Annotated in this window: 16 protein-coding genes; 11 read left to right on the top strand and 5 right to left on the bottom strand. The window is 57.2% G+C overall.

Annotation, left to right across the window (positions count from 1 at the left end; genetic code table 11):
- Positions 1 to 6 precede the first annotated feature (6 nt).
- Together RCH87_RS00950 and RCH87_RS00945 are read right to left on the bottom strand one after the other, a co-directional pair.
- Positions 7 to 1,122: an amidase gene (locus tag RCH87_RS00950; protein ID WP_306514879.1), complete on the bottom strand. Its 1,116-nt coding sequence runs from the start codon at positions 1,120 to 1,122 to the stop codon at positions 7 to 9.
- A gap of 127 nt (positions 1,123 to 1,249) precedes the next feature.
- A complete protein-coding gene (locus RCH87_RS00945) occupies positions 1,250 to 1,495 on the bottom strand; it encodes a ribbon-helix-helix domain-containing protein (RefSeq protein WP_306514878.1) in 246 nt (81 codons plus the stop codon).
- 115 nt (positions 1,496 to 1,610) lie between these two features.
- Between RCH87_RS00945 and pheA the strand changes: the two genes are divergently transcribed.
- Together pheA and RCH87_RS00935 are read left to right on the top strand one after the other, a co-directional pair.
- Positions 1,611 to 2,486 (top strand): prephenate dehydratase, encoded by an 876-nt coding sequence (gene pheA, locus RCH87_RS00940; protein ID WP_306514877.1) that lies wholly within the window; start codon positions 1,611 to 1,613, stop codon positions 2,484 to 2,486.
- A gap of 2 nt (positions 2,487 to 2,488) precedes the next feature.
- The gene (locus tag RCH87_RS00935) at positions 2,489 to 3,169 is read left to right on the top strand and encodes a histidine phosphatase family protein (RefSeq protein WP_306514876.1); all 681 of its coding nucleotides are present in this window, start codon (positions 2,489 to 2,491) and stop codon (positions 3,167 to 3,169) included.
- 27 nt (positions 3,170 to 3,196) lie between these two features.
- Here RCH87_RS00935 and RCH87_RS00930 read toward each other — a convergent pair whose 3' ends face one another.
- Positions 3,197 to 3,544 (bottom strand): metallopeptidase family protein, encoded by a 348-nt coding sequence (locus RCH87_RS00930; protein WP_306514875.1) that lies wholly within the window; start codon positions 3,542 to 3,544, stop codon positions 3,197 to 3,199.
- A gap of 42 nt (positions 3,545 to 3,586) precedes the next feature.
- On the bottom strand, positions 3,587 to 4,606 hold the full coding sequence (locus RCH87_RS00925; protein WP_306514874.1) for a septum formation family protein: 1,020 nt from the start codon (positions 4,604 to 4,606) through the stop codon (positions 3,587 to 3,589).
- Positions 4,607 to 4,650: 44 nt separating this feature from the next.
- On the opposite strand from RCH87_RS00925, the gene serS reads away from it, so the two are divergent.
- From serS to glpK, 4 genes are read left to right on the top strand one after another with little or no spacing between them, the layout of a single operon-like run.
- A complete protein-coding gene (serS, locus tag RCH87_RS00920; protein ID WP_306514873.1) occupies positions 4,651 to 5,901 on the top strand; it encodes a serine--tRNA ligase in 1,251 nt (416 codons plus the stop codon).
- Positions 5,898 to 6,776 carry a 1-acyl-sn-glycerol-3-phosphate acyltransferase gene (locus RCH87_RS00915; RefSeq protein WP_306514872.1) on the top strand — a complete coding sequence of 293 codons (879 nt, stop codon included), beginning with the start codon at positions 5,898 to 5,900 and terminating at the stop codon, positions 6,774 to 6,776. Before serS ends, RCH87_RS00915 begins: the two co-directional genes overlap by 4 nt.
- Positions 6,773 to 7,627, top strand: a complete 855-nt coding sequence (locus RCH87_RS00910) for an HAD family hydrolase (RefSeq protein ID WP_306514871.1) — start codon at positions 6,773 to 6,775, stop codon at positions 7,625 to 7,627. The genes RCH87_RS00915 and RCH87_RS00910 overlap by 4 nt, the downstream gene beginning before the upstream one ends.
- A 7-nt stretch (positions 7,628 to 7,634) precedes the next feature.
- The gene (glpK, locus tag RCH87_RS00905; protein ID WP_306514870.1) at positions 7,635 to 9,173 is read left to right on the top strand and encodes a glycerol kinase GlpK; all 1,539 of its coding nucleotides are present in this window, start codon (positions 7,635 to 7,637) and stop codon (positions 9,171 to 9,173) included.
- A gap of 46 nt (positions 9,174 to 9,219) precedes the next feature.
- On the opposite strand, the gene RCH87_RS00900 is transcribed toward glpK, so the two are convergent.
- Positions 9,220 to 11,442 carry an N-acetylmuramoyl-L-alanine amidase gene (locus RCH87_RS00900; RefSeq protein ID WP_306514869.1) on the bottom strand — a complete coding sequence of 741 codons (2,223 nt, stop codon included), beginning with the start codon at positions 11,440 to 11,442 and terminating at the stop codon, positions 9,220 to 9,222.
- A gap of 342 nt (positions 11,443 to 11,784) precedes the next feature.
- Between RCH87_RS00900 and glf the strand changes: the two genes are divergently transcribed.
- The 5 genes from glf to RCH87_RS00875 all read left to right on the top strand — a co-directional run bounded on the left by glf (position 11,785) and on the right by RCH87_RS00875 (position 17,875).
- Entirely contained in the window at positions 11,785 to 12,975 is a 1,191-nt protein-coding gene (glf, locus tag RCH87_RS00895) for a UDP-galactopyranose mutase (RefSeq protein ID WP_306514868.1), read from the top strand.
- Positions 12,976 to 13,136: 161 nt separating this feature from the next.
- Positions 13,137 to 15,071, top strand: coding sequence for a glycosyltransferase (locus RCH87_RS00890; RefSeq protein WP_306514867.1), 1,935 nt, complete (start codon positions 13,137 to 13,139; stop codon positions 15,069 to 15,071).
- Positions 15,061 to 15,621, top strand: a complete 561-nt coding sequence (locus RCH87_RS00885; RefSeq protein ID WP_306514866.1) for a phosphatase PAP2 family protein — start codon at positions 15,061 to 15,063, stop codon at positions 15,619 to 15,621. Before RCH87_RS00890 ends, RCH87_RS00885 begins: the two co-directional genes overlap by 11 nt.
- On the top strand, positions 15,622 to 16,605 hold the full coding sequence (locus tag RCH87_RS00880) for a decaprenyl-phosphate phosphoribosyltransferase (RefSeq protein ID WP_306514865.1): 984 nt from the start codon (positions 15,622 to 15,624) through the stop codon (positions 16,603 to 16,605).
- A gap of 247 nt (positions 16,606 to 16,852) precedes the next feature.
- Complete coding sequence (locus tag RCH87_RS00875) at positions 16,853 to 17,875, top strand: alpha/beta hydrolase family protein (RefSeq protein WP_306514864.1); 1,023 nt, start codon at positions 16,853 to 16,855, stop codon at positions 17,873 to 17,875.
- Positions 17,876 to 17,882: the final 7 nt, after the last annotated feature.

The following is a 17,882-nucleotide window of genomic DNA, read 5'->3' as shown; positions in this document are numbered from 1 at the left end:
AAGCAATCAGGCATGCAGATCGAGTGCGAGCCCGAGCAGCTCGTCGTCGGCAAGCGTGATAGACCCCAGATGCACCCCAGCCGGTGGACGCCCAGGCAAAGCCACCGGAATAGAGATAGCGGGCCGACCCGTCATATTAAATACCGAACACCATGGAGACCAACGGGTTTGCTCGGCAAAACAACGGGTGTGTTCCATCGCAGCAAAATGGCCCACCGGCGGCGGATCATGGGCCAGCGTTGGCGATAACACCACGTCAACGTTCCAAAAAGAATGCAATAGACCGTTTAATGCCGCGGCATGGTTTTTCGCTGCCTGCACATCCGTTGGCGCTTGCCGACGCCCGCGCTGTACCACCCAGTGTGGGTAGCCGGCGATGCCTGAGCCCGGCGCTAGCGTGTCGTCGGCAAGCGCTGTGGCGAGCGCGGAGCTAAAAATTGTGCGAAAGGCGTCCAGGGTGCGCTCGCCGGGAAACGCAGTGATCGGGATGATCTGGTGGCCCGCGGAATTAAGCGTTTCGGCCGTTAGCTCTGTGGCCTGCAACATGGGCTCGGCAACCTCGGTGTCCGCCAAAATCGGGTCCGTCAACAGGCCGACGCGGAAACGAGAAACGTTGGGGTTGCGAGCGTGCAAGAAAGCGGAATCGGCCACCGTGGTCGTGATAAACCCCTGCACCGCCAACGCCCCGTTCGGCATCCCTGGTGGCCGCGGAGTGTTCGGTTTGAAACCGACGAGCCCACAGGCCGCAGCCGGAACGCGGATCGAACCACCGCCGTCCGAGGCGTGCGCGGTGCGCACAGTACCGAGCGCGACCTGTTCCGCGGCACCACCAGAAGAGCCACCCGGGGTAGCTCCCGGCCATAAGGGATTCGTCGGTGCGGGCAGGCCCACCGGCTCGCAATCAATGCGTAAGCCCAGCTCAGAGGATGCGGTTTTGGAATCGATGCGTGCGCCCTGGGCTTGCAGATGCGCTAGAAAAGGCTCGGTGCGTTGTGCTACATAGCTTCGCGCGGAATTGCCCAAGGTGGTGGGAAGCCCGGCGACGTCGTAAAGATCCTTTGCCGGAATCGACCAACCCGCCAGCCGCTCGGGGTGGGGGAGGTGGTGAAGCAATTTTTGCAATTAAAGCCCCTTCAGGTCCAGGAGCTGGGCATATTTCGGTCGTGCCTTCATGGCATGAATAAGGAGTTCATCGCTTGAATTCCATCTTCAATGCTGATGCCATGTTTAGAAGCTGATTTTGTAACTTTCATGCAGCCGTCATTGAAGTAATCGCTTGTCGCATGAGTTCTGAGCGTGATAAGTGCTTTTCTGCAGCGAGTTGGTCTAACGTTTTTAGTTCTTCGGCGGTTAATCGAACGGCGATTACTTGGGAGGGTTGAGCACCTCGACCTGGTCGGCCGCGACCACGTTTTTTTAGTGCTTCCACGTCATAACCGGCCTCGGCTTCAGAAACCCAGGCATCAATTTGATGTTCTGTTGCTTTAACAGGCATGCCTATATCGTATAACGAAAATATCCTCAAAGGCACTATTTTCTTCCGTGCTTTTCAATCGCACAATAATGTGAAATCTCAGAATGATCCGAAATAGCAGGGTAACCTAGCGAGCATGAGCACCGTGGCATACCTGGGACCCGCCGGAACTTTCACCGAGGCTGCACTGCGAAAGCTACAGCGCGCCGGGGCGTTTGCTGGGGCGGAACACGACGCAGAGGCTGGTGTTACCGCTGTTCCGGTGGCTTCGCCGGGTGAGGCTTTACGACGTGTCAGCGCAGGCGAGGCCGACTATGCCGTCGTAGCCGCAGAAAGTTCCGTCGAAGGCGCAGTGACTGCCACGCACGATGCATTGGTGGAAAACCCCGGATTGCAGATTTTCGCCGAATCCACACTGGATATCCAATTCAGCATCCTGACTGGTACCGAAGAAATCGCGGCAAAGCCGCACGCGATTACCAGCATTGCGACGCACCCGGTGGCGTATCAGCAGATCCGCACCTGGGTAGAAAACCACCTGCCGAATGCCGAGTTCATCCCGGCCTCATCCAATGGGGAGGCCGCACGTATGATCGCGCAAGGCCGTGTTGATGCCGCTGCCGCCCCGGATAATGCCGCTGATCTGCATAAGCTGGCGCGAATGGCACAAGGGGTGGCTGATGTTTCCGGCGCCCAGACTCGTTTTATTGCACTTACTGCGGCGCAGCGAAGCACTGCACCCCGCACCGGCAACGATCGTACCGGAATCATTTTTCACGTGCACAACGAACCCGGCGCACTGGCCGGCGTACTGCAGGAAATCGCTGGCCACGGGGTGGACCTATCGCGCATCGAATCACGCCCGACCCGCACCGGGCTGGGAACGTACCGTTTCCACGTCGACATGCACGGCCATATCGATGATGAACCGGTAGCTGCTGCTGTCGAAGCTTTGGAACAACGGTGTGAGAAGGTGCAGTTCGTCGGTTCGTGGCCAAAAGCAGGGGTTTAAGCATGGGAAAAATCATTTTGCTGCGGCACGGACAAACGTATTCCAATATTCATGGCTATCTGGATACGCGCCCGCCGGGTGCAGAACTGAGCGATCTGGGGCGTAAACAAGCCCACGCAGTCGGCGAGGAGCTTTCTCGGGAACTTGCGGATCTACCGAACTGGTGGTCATCCATGGCGATTCGTACCCAGCAGACCTCCGAGATCGCTGCCCGAGCGTTGGAACTGCACCGTGGCCTAGAGCCGTATACCATTCCGGTGCAGGTCACCCCAGGGTTATACGAAGTTTTTGCCGGCGATTACGAAATGAGCCAAGACATGGGCAAAATTGCGGAATATCACCGCTGTATGTTGGCGTGGCTCGAAGGCGATGAGAAAGCAACAACCCCGGGTGGAGAGACCTACCCAGAAATTTTGGCGCGTTACCTGCCAGCCATGGAGCAAGCTGCCGCCAGCGAGAACACCACGGTCATCGCCAGCCATGGCACGGTGATCCGCGTGATTGCGCGCTATCTGACTGGCTTGGACCCGCGGCAAGCGTTCGAATGGTACCTACCGAACTGTCGCTATATCGTGCTGGATCCAGCGGGCAAAGAATTTGGGCAGTGGAAGCTCGAGCGCTGGGGAGATTATGACCTCGGTGATTTTGGCTCGGGCGATCATGGCTTGGGCCGGGTGAATTAGTCGCTGGCAGCGCTGAAACAACTGCTTTTAACCAAAACCAGCAGCGTGCAGCTGCTCTTCGTCCATCCCGAAATAATGCCCGACCTCATGAAAAACTGTGACCTCGACTTCGTCGGCAAGCTCGCTGATGCTCGTGCAATATTGCTTGAGAGCTTCGCGGTAGACGAAAATCGTGTCGGGTAGAAATCCCGTGTGGTGGTGGGTGCGCTCAACCAACGAGACGCCCTCGTACAGCCCCAGGATATGTGGGTTTTCTGGGTTGAAATCTTCGATCAAAATGGCGACGTTGCGTAGCCGATAAGCGAAATCATCCGGGATTTTATCCAGCGCATCCAGCACTAGCTCCTCGAAGTCTTCATCACTGATATCAACCATGAGCAACGACCGCCTCCAGCAATTAATGCCTACTGATTCCAATTAGCGCCGCGGATTACGTTCTGGGCGCTCTTCTGGTGGACCTCCATCGATCGTGAGGGCGCCACGGCCTTCGCGGGCAGTGCCTTCGATCGTGGAAAACCCCCCACCTTCGCGGGCGTGGACCAGCGTGCAGTTCACCGAATAGGAACCATTGCGCCAGGAATCTTCACTGATTGCGCCCCAATAGGGCTGCAACGTCGATTGATATAAATTCTCTTCGCCACCGAGATAATCTTCACCCGCGCGGGTGCAGACGTCGGCAAGAAATTCATCTTGGGCATCTCCGCCTGGGAAACCATCGGGGAAGTTTTCATGCAAGTTCACTGTGGAGGTGACCTCCATGTGGTGCGGCTCGGCGCAGGCTACTTCAGTGAGGGTTTGCGATTCCTCGATACGCAGGCAGGACTGTGCGCTGTAAACACGTGCTTGGTCGCGTTCAGAGACCTTGCCTGTGGTCAGTTGCGGTGCGCCGCGGGAATCGGTTGATTGCAAGCCGCACAGCATGGTGCGGTCGCCGTTTTCCCAGGCAGACGCGGGCGGCAGGATCGGTGCGATGGAATATTTTCCGGCAGGGTCAAAACGCCCGTCGAGATACCGCAGCGTGGGGGTGCGGCAAAGTTCTTCGCGCAGCTGTGCTTGGCGGGCTGTGCCAGGGATTTCAGCGTCGGGGCCGAATTCTGCGGTCGGGTAGGCGGAAAGATCCTCGCGAGCGGAGATTTCAAAGCGGTGCTCTTCGGCGCAATCAGCCTGTTCAAAATTGCTGATCATGCCTTCGGCATCAACATCCCAGGTTAAACAGGCACCGACATCAGCGGTGGTGAAGGACGCTACCTGTGGGCGCGGCTTCGGTGCAGATTCGGTGGCGGGATTGGCATTGACAGTGCTGTCGGCTGCCTCGCCGGGGTTTGGGGCCTGCTGAGAAAACAGCCCATAGCCAGTCAGTGCCGTTGCGCTGGCAAGGGCAGTGACCAGTGCAGTGCGCACTGCTGCTGCTGATCGCCATGATGCCTGAGTACTCATCGGCAGCTAGTTTACCTTGTCGTTTCACGCTAAACTCTGGAGGCGTGATTGATCTGAAGCTTTTGCGCGAAAACCCTGACCTTGTCCGCCAGTCGCAGCGCACTCGCGGCGAAGACCCGCAGCTTGTCGACGAGCTGTTGGCCGCCGACGAAAAACGCCGTCGCGCCATTTCCGCGGCAGATGAACTGCGTGCGGAGCAAAAAGCCTTCGGCAAAAAGATCGGTCAGGCTTCTGCGGAAGAGCGCCCGGCGTTGCTGGAAGGCTCTTCTGAATTGAAACTCAAGGTCAAGCAGGCCGAAGAAGAGCAGAAAGCAGCTGAGGCTGAAGTCACCGCTATCCAGTATCGCCTGTCGAATATCGTCGAAGGCGCCCCAGCAGGTGGCGAAGAAGACTTCATTGAGATTGAGCGCGTCGGGGAGATCCCAAGCTTTGATTTCGAGCCGAAAGATCACTTAGAGCTCGGTGAAAAACTGGGCCTGATCGATATGGCACGTGGCTCCAAAGTCGGTGGAGCACGGTTTTATTATTTGACCGGCGACGGTGCATTCCTGCAGCTTGGCATGATGATGCTCGCGGCACAGAAAGCCCGCGAGGCTGGTTTCCAATTGATGGTGCCACCAGTTTTGGTGCGCCCAGAAATCATGTCGGGCACCGGCTTTTTGGGTGAGCACGCAGACGAGATTTATTACCTTGAGCGCGACGATATGTACCTGGTGGGTACCTCAGAGGTCGCCCTTGCCGGCTACCACAAAGACGAGATCATCGATCTTGCCGACGGCCCCGTGCGTTACGCTGGTTGGTCGTCGTGTTTCCGTCGGGAAGCTGGCTCGCACGGCAAAGACACTCGCGGAATTTTGCGCGTGCATCAGTTCGACAAGGTCGAAATGTTCAGCTATTGCAAACCAGAAGATGCTGTTGCCGAGCACCAGGCATTGCTGAACCTGGAAAAAGACATGCTGGCAGCCATCGACGTCCCTTATCGCACCATCGATGTCGCCGGTGGCGACTTGGGCAGCTCAGCAGCACGCAAATTCGATAACGAGGCGTGGATTCCGTCCCAGCAAACCTTCCGTGAGTTGACTTCAACCTCGAACTGCACCACCTTCCAGGCACGACGCTTGTCGACGCGCTACCGCGATGAACAAGGCAAAACTCAGACAGCCGCGACGCTGAACGGCACGTTGGCAACGACGCGTTGGTTGGTCGCGATCCTGGAAAATCACCAGCAAGCCGATGGATCCGTGGTGGTGCCAGAAGCACTGCGTCCTTTCGTCGGCAAGGAGATCTTGGCGTGACGCGCTACCGCAGCCGGGCTCGGCTCCGTGTACCGGAAAACCTGCCGAAGCTGAAAAAGCACCCGAAAGAGGCCCGCGAGTTTCCGTATGGCACCCCGGTGGTGCCGATAGCTCGCTGGCTGATGTTTCTGCTGGGCATCGAAGTGACCGTGGACGGTGCCGAAAATATCCCTGCTGATGGTGGCGCGCTTCTCGCGATCAACCACACCGGCTATTACGACTTCATCTTGGGTGGCTACCCGGCCTATGTGCGCGGGCACCGCACCGTGCGCATGATGGCGAAAAAGTCGATTTTTGATACTCCGGTGGTTGGCGCTGCGCTGCGGATGATGGGTCACATCAGCGTGGACCGTTCTGCAGGAAAAGGTGCTGCATCCAAGGATGCAGCGGTGCAGAAATTACGTGAGGGAAAACTGGTGGGGATTTTCCCAGAGGCAACGATCTCACGCGCCTTTGAAATCAAAAATTTGAAAACCGGTGCTGTGCGCATCGCAGATGAAGCAGATGCGCCGTTGCTGCCAGTGATTATTTGGGGTTCGCAACGCGTCTGGACCAAAGACTTGCCGAAAAATTTGTGGCGCCCCAATGTGCCGATTCGGGTTGCCGTCGGCACGCCCATTGAGCTGAGCGGTTCTGCAGAAAAAGACACCGCAGTACTTAAAGAAGCGATGGAAAAGCTGCTGGAAACCACGCGCGAGAAATACGTTGAGCGCCACGGGCCTTTTGAGCCTGGACTGCCGTGGATGCCCGCATCGCTGGGCGGGGCCGCACCAACCCTGGAACAAGCCGCCGAGATTGATGCCGCTGCACGGGCCGAGCGTGACCGGAAGAAAGCTGCGAAAGCAGCGAAAGCGGGAAAGAAAGACCGCAAGTGAGCCAGCCTTGCGGAACCGACGCCGTCGGCCCGGCCCCGCGGCTGATCGTGAGTGACATCGACGGTACATTTCTGAACTCGGCAGACCGCGTGCCGCAGCGAGTCCGCGATGCCGTGCACCAGGCCACCGCGCAGGGAATGCACTTCGCACTTGCGACGGGTCGGCCTTTTCGCTGGTTGCAGCCGGTGCTGGAGCAACTTGCCGTGCGCCCAGTGTGCGTAACATCCAACGGTGCAGTGATTTATGACTGTGCCGCCGATGAGGTGCTTAGCGCCGCGGAAATCTCGCCAGAGTTGATGGAAGAGGTCTACTACACTGCGCAAGAAATCTTTGCTCCCTATGGTGGGGTGAGTATCGCTGCAGAATACGCCGGGTATTCTGTGCAGCAAGACCCCACTGAGTTATTTGTTGCCGCGGAAAACTATGCGCACACGTGGGCGGATTCGCAATTTATTACCGCTCCCACGGAACAGGTGTGGCAAAAACCAGCCGTGAAATTCCTGCTGCGCAACCCGGCTATGACCGCCAATGAGATGTACGCGTTGCTGGCAGATCACGTTGATAGCCGTCGGGCACACCTGACATATTCCATCGATGCGGGGTTGTTGGAGGTCGCAGCACCAGGGGTAAACAAGGCCGCTGGCCTGGAATTTCTCGCCAAGCACTTGGGAGTGGCCGCCCAAGAGGTGGTGGCTTTCGGTGATATGCCCAATGACATCGAAATGTTGCACTGGGCAGGTTTAGGGGTCGCGGTAGAAAACGCACACCCGAGAGTGCGCGAGGCGGCTGATATGGTGACTGGGTCCAACGACGATGCCGGGATCGCCGAAATCATAGAACGGTGGCTGTAGAACAACCATGTATATCGCTGCACTCGACCAAGGCACCACATCCACGCGGTGCCTTATTTTTGACCGCGACGGGACAGTAGTCTCGCAAGCTCAGCTGGAACACCAGCAGATTATGCCGCGGAAAGGTTGGGTGGAACACGATCCGAATGAGATTTGGGCGAATGCGCGCCGGGTGATTTCTGCTGCGATGGTGGAACTCGACATCACCGCCCGCGATGTGAAAGCCCTGGGGGTGACCAACCAGCGCGAGACCGCCGTTGTCTGGGAGAAAAAGACCGGCACACCGATTTATAACGCGATCGTGTGGCAGGATACCCGCACCGGTGGGGAGTTTTCTGATGCGACGGTTTGGCAGGCGAAGACCGGTTTGTTGGCAAACTCTTATCCGGCGGGTCCGAAGATCGCGTGGATTTTGGATCATGTCGACGGTGCCCGTGAGCGCGCCGAGCGCGGCGAGCTATTGGCCGGCACCATTGATTCGTGGCTGGTGTGGAACCTCACCGGTGGTGCAGAAGAAAACAGCAGCGCCGACGATGATAGTGGCGGCGGGCACCATCGTGACAATGGTTCCGGCGAAGCGCTACACATCACCGACGTGACTAATGCCTCGCGCACCTTATTGCTCGACCTGCACACCTTGGACTGGGACGATGAACTCTGCGAAGCTGTGCGCGTGCCCAAACAGATCTTGCCGACGATCGTCCCGTCGATCGGTGGAGTGGGCGAGGTGCGCCACCGTGGTTCATTAACCGGTGTGCAGATCACCGGTATTTTGGGCGACCAGCAAGCTGCAATGTTCGGGCAGCGGTGTTTCCACCCCGGTGATGCGAAAAACACCTACGGCACTGGCCTGTTTTTACTGTTGAATACCGGCACCGAACCGAAATTTTCTGAGCATGGTTTGCTTACCACGGTCGCGTACCAGCAACAGGGGGAAAAGCCGGTGTACGCGCTGGAGGGATCTGTCGCAGTGGGCGGCTCTTTGATCCAGTGGTTGCGTGATCAATTAGGGATTATCCCGGATGCTGCCTCGAGCGAATCGATCGCTGCCGATGATAACGGCGGGGTGTATATTGTCCCGGCGTTTTCTGGGTTGTTTGCTCCGCGTTGGCGGCCGGATGCCGCGGGGGTGATTGTGGGTTTAACCCGTTTTGCCGATCGCAGCCACATCACGCGTGCGGCCCTGGAAGCCACGTGTTTCCAAACCCGCGAAGTAGTAGAAGCCATGCAAAAAGATGCTGGACGGGAGTTATCGGGTCTGTGTGTTGATGGTGGAATGGTGGCGAATGATCTGCTCATGCAGATGCAGGCTGATATTTTGGGCTCGTCGGTACAGCGTCCGGAAATGATTGAAACTACCGTGTGGGGTGCCGCGCTGGCAGCCGGTATCGGCATTGGCTGGTGGGAGTTTTCGGATGAAGGCTATGTGGCTGACCGGGTGTGGGAGCCGGAAATGCCAGAAGCCCAGCGTGAGCAGCTCTACCGCAAGTGGAATCAAGCGGTAGAACGCACGCTGGGCTGGGAAAATGCCGCAGATGACAGCTAATAGGTGCTGCGTCAGCAACTAGCCGCTGGCGACTAGCGACCAGCCGCTATTCGGCGTTGATCTGCAGCTCGCCGGTGGATGGGTCAAAGGTGATGTTTCCGCCTTGGAAATTGACCCGGATTTTCTGTCCGTGCTGGTACTGCTCGCTGGTGGGCAGACCCAGTTTTTCGAATCCGCCGTTGGCCCAAGCCTTGGCAATTTCGCCCCACAGAGCCTGCACACCGGTAGCTTCTGAATCAACGATCACGCCGTTGTCAAACAAAGCGAACTTCACACCATCCGAGGCTTGCATAATTCCGGTAGCAGGTGAACCAAGGACTGGGCCAATGATTTTGTTGATTCGTGCCCAGTTTCGCTCGATCTCGCTATTACCCGTCAGTTTCACTACCTGAGTGATCATCGCTGGAACGTCGCCAAGCTCGACGCCCGACGAGGTTGCTAGGCGCTTGATGGTTTGTTCTGTGGATTCGTTCGGTGCTTTATCTGTGGCGCTGTTGGCTTGTTGCACAATTGCCATCACCAGTGGCGCGATAATGCCTATGGCTTGAATGGTGGTCTGCAACGGGCCCTGTGTTGCCGTGCTGCCCTGCGCATTCTGGTTGTTGCTTGGCGCGTTGTTCCGGTTATTGGTCTGGTTGTTGCCCTGGTTATTGGTCAGGGTCGAGTTTTGGTTCGTGGAATTCTGGTTGTTCGTGCCGGAGTTGTTTCCAGAATTGGTATTCGACTGCGACTGTGATTGAGATTGGGACTGCGACTGGGATTGAGACTGGGACTGTGACTGCCCAGTCGTATTACCCGCGATCATGCCCGCAACCTGCTGATACTTAATATTCGTTGCATTGCGGATATCGTTCCACCGTGCCACGGCATGCGAGCCTGGGCAGGTGGTTGCGCCGACGTCGCGGTGTCCGTGGAAGCGCTGGAAAGTACGGGTATCACCAGCAGGGTATTTCGCGTAGCTGCTGCCTCCGGAGGTCATCTGGATGGTGCCAGACGGATCAAAACCGGATTGTGCAGCGCGCCAACCAGCAACTTGGCCGACAGACTGAATGATGGCTTCGTTGATCGGTGCGATCTCGTAGTTACCCACCATAGAGATGCCGAAAGTTCCGTGGTTGTAGCCACCAGCGTGGGCGCCCATGACGCCGTCGCTCAAGCCGCCGCGGCGACCTTCATAAATGGTGCCGAACTTGTCGACGAGTGCGTGGTAACCAATATCGCACCAACCCAAAGTTTGGGTGTGGTACTGGTAGGCGCCACGTATCTGTGCGGCAGCACTCGCGGCATCGTAGTTGTTGGAACCTGCGGTGTGGTGCAAGGTCAATGCGTTGTAATCCATGCCCGTGGAACCGCAATTGCCCCGGTAGGATTCGTTCGCGCCCCAGCCCTGACGGGTGACGATGCTTGGCATGCCGACCGACAAGTTAGCGGTGTGCTCGATGGTGTTTTCCGCTTGCGCGGCGCCTGCCGACGCATTGCCGTTGACGAACACTGCGCTGAGATCATCCGTGCTGATGCCAGCGTCGGCAGGCTGGCCGTCGGCGCTCGCACCGCTGGCACTTTCGTCGGCGTTGTCTGTTAGATCCACGTCATCGGCGACTGGCTGGATGAGTCCGGCAGTAGTTTCCAAGCCGGTTTTGGGAAGCGCGGCCGGAGCATCGGGAACTGATTGCGTCGCAGCATCGGGAACTGATTGCGTCGCAGCATCGGTGCCTGTGGTTTCAGTGTCTGCGACCTCGGATTCTGCAGCGGCAGTTCCTGCGGTCGCAGCGCCGGTGTAGAGATCCAATCCAGCGACCGAGACCTGCACCGTGTGCGTTGGTTCCACATAGATCAGCTCAGTGCCTTGCTGGGAAGCTTCTGCTGGGTTGGGCAGCGCATCGGCTTCGAACCACTCAGTCCAGCTGCCGTCGGCACGCTTGGAGCGGAAATGGGCGTTGATATCACGTTCGCCACTCCACGTCAGCGCGAAGGAATCGAATTCTTCATCCTGGGTGAATTCCTGCACTGCGCGTTCCGGGGAGTCTTCATTGCCTTGGGTAGCGATGGCGGGGTCATCCACGACGGTGGCGGTGCCACTGCTGAAGCTGGTCGTGCTGATGCTGGCTTCACCTGGGTTGGAACCGGCGTTTTGGGTTTGCAACACCTGGTGGCCTCCGAAAGCTGCGGTGACCACGAGTGCCGCCGTCGCGGTGACAGCGACGACCGGGCTGGTGTTGGCCCAGCTCCGCGGCGACCCGGAGGTGCTAATGCGGCGACGTAAGTGCATGAATTACTCCTGTTTCTTTGCGTGACTCTACGAGCTGAGAACGATGGCTCCGTGAATCAATCAGCAATACACCTGCCAGAAGCATGATTCTCATGTGCTGTGCATATGCTGCACGGTTGTACACTCGCGTGAATCATGTGCTGGAGGTGAAGATACCTCCCTAAAGTTACATATGCGGTTAATGTGATACATGGTGCGACACGCGTGCTGAGGGAATATGCCGGGGAATATGTCAGTGAATGTGTCAGGGAATATGTTGAAGTGCAAAAAATCTGCTGTCGTAGGCCGTGGCACAACTGTTGCTCCCACTAGTAGTGGCTGGCCTCCACTAGTCTGTAATGCATGACTGCATATGACCTCATCGTTGTCGGATCCGGATTTTTCGGCCTCACCATCGCCGAACGCGCAGCCAATGAGCTGGGCAGAAAAGTGCTCATCGTCGAAAAGCGCCCACACCTTGGCGGAAACTGCTACACCGAAACTGACGAAGAAACCGGCATTGAGGTGCATAAATATGGCGCCCACCTGTTCCATACCTCGAATAAGCGCGTGTGGGACTACGTCAATAAGTTCACCGACTTCACCGATTACCAGCACCGTGTCTTCGCCATGCACGACGGCACCGCTTACCAGTTCCCGATGGGGCTGGGGTTGATCAACCAGTTCTTTGGCCGCTATTACAGCCCGGAAGAAGCCAAAAAGCTCATCGCCGAGCAAGCAGCAGAATTTGAATCCGACCAAGCTGCGAACCTGGAAGAAAAAGCCATTTCGCTGATTGGCCGACCATTGTATGAGGCCTTCGTGAAAGGTTATACCGCTAAACAGTGGCAAACCGACCCGAAGAATCTCCCCGCTGGCAATATCACCCGACTTCCGGTGCGTTATACCTTTAATAACCGTTATTTCAACGACACTTACGAAGGCTTGCCGGTCAACGGTTACACCGCGTGGCTGGAAAACATGGCGGCCTCGGAGAACATCGACGTGCAGCTGGAAACCGACTGGTTCGCTGTTCGCGATGAGATCCGCGCACAATCACCAGATGCTCCCGTGGTCTACACCGGCCCACTCGATCGCTACTTTGATTATTGTGAAGGCCGCTTGGGGTGGCGCACCGTCGATTTCGAAAAAGAAGTCCACGATGTCGAAGACTTCCAAGGCACCGCGGTGATGAACTACAACGACGAAGATGTCGATTACACCCGCATCCTGGAATTCCGTCACTTCCACCCAGAACGCAATTACCAACGCGACAAGACCGTCATCTTCAAAGAATATTCCCGTTTTGCCGGTGACGATGATGAGCCGTATTATCCCATCAACACCCCAGAAGACCGCGATAAGCTGAGCGCTTACCGCAAGCGTGCCGCCCAAGAAGTCACCGAGAATAATGTGCTTTTCGGAGGTCGGTTGGGAACTTACCAGTACCTGGACATGCACATGGCGATCGGTGCTGCGCTGTCAATGTTCGACAATAAGCTGGTGCCATTCTTCCGCGATGGCAAAGCACTGGAACAAGAACGCGGCCACTAACTGGCGGCCAGCCGGGCTCATATGTGCTGGCCTGCTCACGTCGGTGCCACCTGGCTAAAACTTGCCCGGCAAGAAGTTGCTAGTACTTGGTGCGCTGGAAGCTATCCCGCAAGCCGAAAAACTTGAATCAACTTGAAACAATCTGTGTGAACTGGAGAACCGTGAACCATCGCGAAGCCCTGCAACGCATCCTTTTGCCGAAACGCGGCGAGCCATTCGACGTCTGCATGCTGTACCTCATCGAGTCGAGGCAGAATAAACAGCGCCTGAGCTGGGACACCCGCACGGATGTCACCGTACCCGCTGGCGCAGAAGCAAGCTTTGAAACTTATTTCAATGCTTTCCCGGCATCGTACTGGCGTCGCTGGTCGCAGCTTGATTCCGTGGTGCTCACCATGAAAGTCGAAGGCACAGCCAATATTGCGTTGTATCGCTCGAAAGTTGATGGCACCCGTGTTGGCGTGGGCAATCACCTGGTGGCTAACGACACCGTCGACATCGAGCTGCCGTTGAAAAACTTTGAGGACGGCGGGTGGTATTGGTTCGATATCACCGCAGAGACCGACACCGTGATCAGCGAAGCTGCATGGTGCGCCCCGCACGCACCGAAGCCACAGACGCTTCCCGACGGCAGTACCATCGAGCCTTCGGAGAAGAAGGTTGCTGTCGGCATCCCGACCTTCAACCGCCCGGCCGATGCCGTCGCCGCGCTGCAAGCATTGGGCGAAGACCCGGTGGTGGAACAAGCTATTTCGCACGTATTGATGCCGGACCAGGGCAACCAACATCCAGCGGATGAGCCAGGCTATGACGAGGCCGTTGCCGTATTCGGTGAGCGTTTCCACGAGTTTCGCCAGGGCAACCTGGGTGGTTCCGGCGGATACTCGCGCATCATGTACGAATTCGTGGAAAACACTGATGCGCCCTTCGTGCTGTTCATGGACGACGATATCGCCATCGAACCTGATTCCATCTTGCGCGCGGTGCAGGCAGCTCGTTTTGCTGCCAGCCCGATCGTGGTCGGTGGTCAGATGCTGAATCTGCAGCAGCGCGCGCAATTGCGCACCACCGGTGAAACCATCCAGGGCCATGATTTCATGTGGGGCGCGGCGCAATACGGAGTCTACGACCACGATTTTTCCGAGTACCCGCTGGGTTACACACTCACCGAAGAGCAAAAGCGCAACCCGAACGCGAAAAGTAGTGCTGACCTGCACCGTCGCGTCGACGTGAACTACAACGGCTGGTGGATGTGTCTGTTTCCGCGCGTGGTTGCCGAAACCGTCGGCCAGCCCTTGCCGCTGTTCATCAAGTGGGATGATACTGAGTACTCGCTGCGCGCTGCCGAATTTGGCTTTCCGACGGTTACCTGGCCGGGCGCGGCTATTTGGCACATGGCATGGGCCGATAAAGATGATGCGATCGACTGGCAAGCGTATTTTCACCTGCGCAACCGTCTGATCACAGCCGCGATGTATCACCGTGGAAACTTCAAAGGTGTGGCGCGCTCGATCTTGAAATCCAGCTACAAGCACGCGATGTGCATGGAGTATTCCACCATGGCCATCCAGATCGAGGCCATGCGCGACTTTTTGGCCGGCCCAGACCAGCTTTTCGACGTGCTCGAATCTTCCCTGCCGCGTATCCAGTCCATCCGCAAAAACTACGACGACGCGGTGATTTACGAATCTGCGGCGGAGCTGCCAGCACCGACGGGAGCCGATGTTCCGCTGAACAACGTCGGTGGCCGGCTGGGCAAGATCAAAAAGATTCCGTGGCTACTGAAAACCCTGCGCCACATGTCGCAGGAAGCTGATCCGGCGCACTACGATGCGCCGCAGATCAACCTGAACCCGAATGAAGCGCGCTGGTACAACCTGTCGCGAGTGGATTCAGCAACCGTGACCACCGCCGGTGGCACCGGGGTGGCCTTCCGCAAACGCGATAAGCAGCTGACCAGCGATCTGCTCTCGCAGACCCGCCGGTTGCTGAAAGACATTGATGTGCGATTCGACGAGCTGCAACAGACCTACCGCAATGCTCGCCCACAACTCGCTGCACGCGATTCTTGGAAGAAGGTCTTCGATGCGCAGTAACGCGAAAAAGACAACCGGGCGGCACGATCATGACGCACAGCGCAGCCCGCACCAGCTGAGCCAGGCGGAATCGCGCATTCTTGAGCGCATTCAAGCCATCGCTTTCGACGCGCCGGGCGTGTTGCCTGCAGCGCGGGGTTTGTCGCATTTCGGTGAACATGCTGCTGGTTGGATGGCGAGTGCGGGATTGGGAGCAGCCGTCGACAAGCAACGCCGCGGGCAATGGCTTCGCGTCGGGGCCTCGGCGCTGAGTGCGCATGCGGCTTCGGTGGTGATCAAACGTATCGTTCGACGTCGTCGCCCGGATTATCCATATGTGCGGGTTGGTGTGTCGACGCCGTCTAAGCTGTCGTTTCCGTCATCACATTCGACCTCGACTGCAGCCTTTTGTACTGGGGTTTCAGAGATGACGGATTCGCGTGCGCCGTTGGCGGGTATCCCGCTGATGATGGCATCGCGTATGGTGTTGGGGGTTCATTACCCCACCGATACGTTGCTGGGTTCAATGATTGGTTATGCGATTGCGAAACGAATGATGGGGCGAAGCTAGATGGAAAACGACGGTCACCAAAGCGTGTTTCACTCGGAGCCGCACACCTCGGGTGTTGATACCGGTAGGAAGCGGCAACCACCGAAGAACCTGCTTGATGGCATGATCAAAGCGCTGCGTCCGAAGCAGTGGGTGAAAAACAGCCTGGTTATTGCCGCGCCGGCTGCTGCCGGTGCAGGGGTGTTGCTGGATGGGCGTACGCTTGCCGACGTCGCACTGGCATTCATCGTGTTCTGCCTGGGTGCGTCGTCGATCTATCTTGTCAACGACGCCCGCGATGTGGCTTCGGATCGGGCACACCCAACCAAGCGTTTCCGACCAATTGCTGCTGGTGTGCTGCCGGTCGGTATGGCCTATGCAATGGCCGTCGGGCTGATTGTTGCCGCGATTGGTCTGTCGTTCTTGGCCTCCGATGGGCTTGGCCTGGCTGCGGTGATTGCCGTCTATATCGCCTTGCAGCTTGGCTATTGCTTCGGCTGGAAGCATATGCCGGTGATCGACATCGCGCTGGTTTCGTCGGGTTTCATGCTGCGAGCGATGGCCGGTGGCGTTGCTGCTGGAATTGATCTTTCGCAATGGTTCTTGCTGGTAGCGGCGTTTGGCTCGCTGTTCATGGCCTCTGGTAAGCGCTACGCGGAGCTTTTGTTGTCTGAGCGCACGGGCGCGAAGATCCGCAAGGCTTTGGAAGGCTATACGCCAACCTACCTGCGGTTTGTGTGGACATTGGCGGCGACTGCCGTCGTTATGTCGTACGCTCTGTGGGGATTCGAACTGTCGCAGCAAACCGAAGGCTTGGCCTCGATCATGTATCAGGTGTCGCTGGTGCCGTTTACCATTGCTATTTTGCGCTATGCCTCGAACGTTGACCGCGGTGAGGGTGGCGCGCCGGATGAGATCGCGCTGGAAGACCGCGCGCTGCAGGTGTTGGCGCTGCTGTGGATCGCGTGCATCGTTGTCGCGGTTTATATCGTTCCGGCGATCTAATTTTTCCCTGTTGATTCGTGACCTGAGAAGCCCCCTTCGCTACTTGATAATTATTTTCAAGTAGCGATTAATTTTTTCTGCCCCTAAACTGATACGAAGCTGTGTAACGAAATTATCTCGACATTCGATAGCACTAGCAGAATCCGCTGTCGCCTCCGATTCGTCCGACTAATCATCACCTTGGGATCCTCAGTCAGACGTTGTGGAGCAAGGGGTGGCAAATGAGAAATTTCCATGAAGGGGAGTAATGACTTCGATCGTGAATATGCGACGCGCAGTAGTCACCATGCTGACTGCCGTCGCGGTTGCGCTGGGAATGATGGCCAGCCCATCTGTGGCGACTGCACAGGATAACCGTGGCTGGCTGCGCCCAGATGCCACCGGTACCTGTGAGTGGGATCCACACGTCGCCTACTGGATTCAACGCTGTGATGTTTATTCGCCTGCAATGGGGCGCAATATTCCAGTACAAATCCAGCCAGCTTCACGCGGCGGAAACGCCGGTTTGTACCTGCTGGATGGTTTGCGTGCGAACAACGTACAAAATGGTTGGAACCGCGAAGGTAACGCACACAAGCTTTTCGCTGAGGACAACATCACGTTGGTAATGCCAGTGGGAGGCGAGGCCTCTTTCTATGCGGATTGGCAAGGCACCCCGAAATTCTTCCCTGGTGAAGAAGACGGTAGCTACAAGTGGGAGACTTTCCTGACCGCAGAGCTCCCTGGCTACCTGCAGCAGCACTTTGGTGTGGCACCAAACAACAACTCGGTTGCGGGTCTGTCGATGGGTGCTACCGCAGCTATGAACCTGGCGGGTAAACACCCGAACCAGTTCCGTCAGGCCCTGTCTTATTCTGGCTATCTGTTCACCACGGCTCCTGGTATGCAGATCATGATGCGCGTAGCGTTGCTGGATGCTGGTGGGTACAACATCAATGCAATGTACGGCACCATCATTAATCCGCAGCGTTTCCAGAACGACCCGTTCTACCTGGTTGGTAACCTGCGTAACACCGATGTTTATGTATCCGCTGCCACTGGTATTCCGAGCCCGGCAGACCAACACTTAGCTCCACAGCACAGAGCTCCCGGTGTGGCTTTGGAATTCATGTCCCTGATCGGCACCCGCTTGTTTGAAGGCAACGCGCGCTTGCATGGTGTCCCAATTACTGTGGACTACCCAGCTCAAGGTCTGCACAACTGGTATCAGTTCAACTACCAGCTGGAGCGCACACGTGATCGCATCTTGGATGTGATGGGTGCTCGTTAACTTCATT

The sequence above is a fragment of the Corynebacterium sp. genome, from assembly GCF_030826625.1.
GTDB lineage: Bacteria > Actinomycetota > Actinomycetes > Mycobacteriales > Mycobacteriaceae > Corynebacterium.
Note: the sequence above shows the minus strand (reverse complement) of the source record. Positions and strands in the feature narration are given on the sequence as shown.

What these genes read in the sequence shown, in the direction of transcription:
- RCH87_RS00945 (WP_306514878.1), bottom strand. Translation starts at nt 1,495, where the DNA reads ATGCCTGTTAAAGCAACAGAACATCAAATTGATGCCTGGGTTTCTGAA.
- pheA (WP_306514877.1), top strand. Translation starts at nt 1,611, where the DNA reads ATGAGCACCGTGGCATACCTGGGACCCGCCGGAACTTTCACCGAGGCT.
- RCH87_RS00935 (WP_306514876.1), top strand. Translation starts at nt 2,489, where the DNA reads ATGGGAAAAATCATTTTGCTGCGGCACGGACAAACGTATTCCAATATT.
- RCH87_RS00930 (WP_306514875.1), bottom strand. Translation starts at nt 3,544, where the DNA reads ATGGTTGATATCAGTGATGAAGACTTCGAGGAGCTAGTGCTGGATGCG.
- RCH87_RS00925 (WP_306514874.1), bottom strand. Translation starts at nt 4,606, where the DNA reads ATGAGTACTCAGGCATCATGGCGATCAGCAGCAGCAGTGCGCACTGCA.
- glpK (WP_306514870.1), top strand. Translation starts at nt 7,635, where the DNA reads ATGTATATCGCTGCACTCGACCAAGGCACCACATCCACGCGGTGCCTT.
- RCH87_RS00900 (WP_306514869.1), bottom strand. Translation starts at nt 11,442, where the DNA reads ATGCACTTACGTCGCCGCATTAGCACCTCCGGGTCGCCGCGGAGCTGG.
- glf (WP_306514868.1), top strand. Translation starts at nt 11,785, where the DNA reads ATGACTGCATATGACCTCATCGTTGTCGGATCCGGATTTTTCGGCCTC.
- RCH87_RS00885 (WP_306514866.1), top strand. Translation starts at nt 15,061, where the DNA reads ATGCGCAGTAACGCGAAAAAGACAACCGGGCGGCACGATCATGACGCA.
- RCH87_RS00880 (WP_306514865.1), top strand. Translation starts at nt 15,622, where the DNA reads ATGGAAAACGACGGTCACCAAAGCGTGTTTCACTCGGAGCCGCACACC.
- RCH87_RS00875 (WP_306514864.1), top strand. Translation starts at nt 16,853, where the DNA reads ATGACTTCGATCGTGAATATGCGACGCGCAGTAGTCACCATGCTGACT.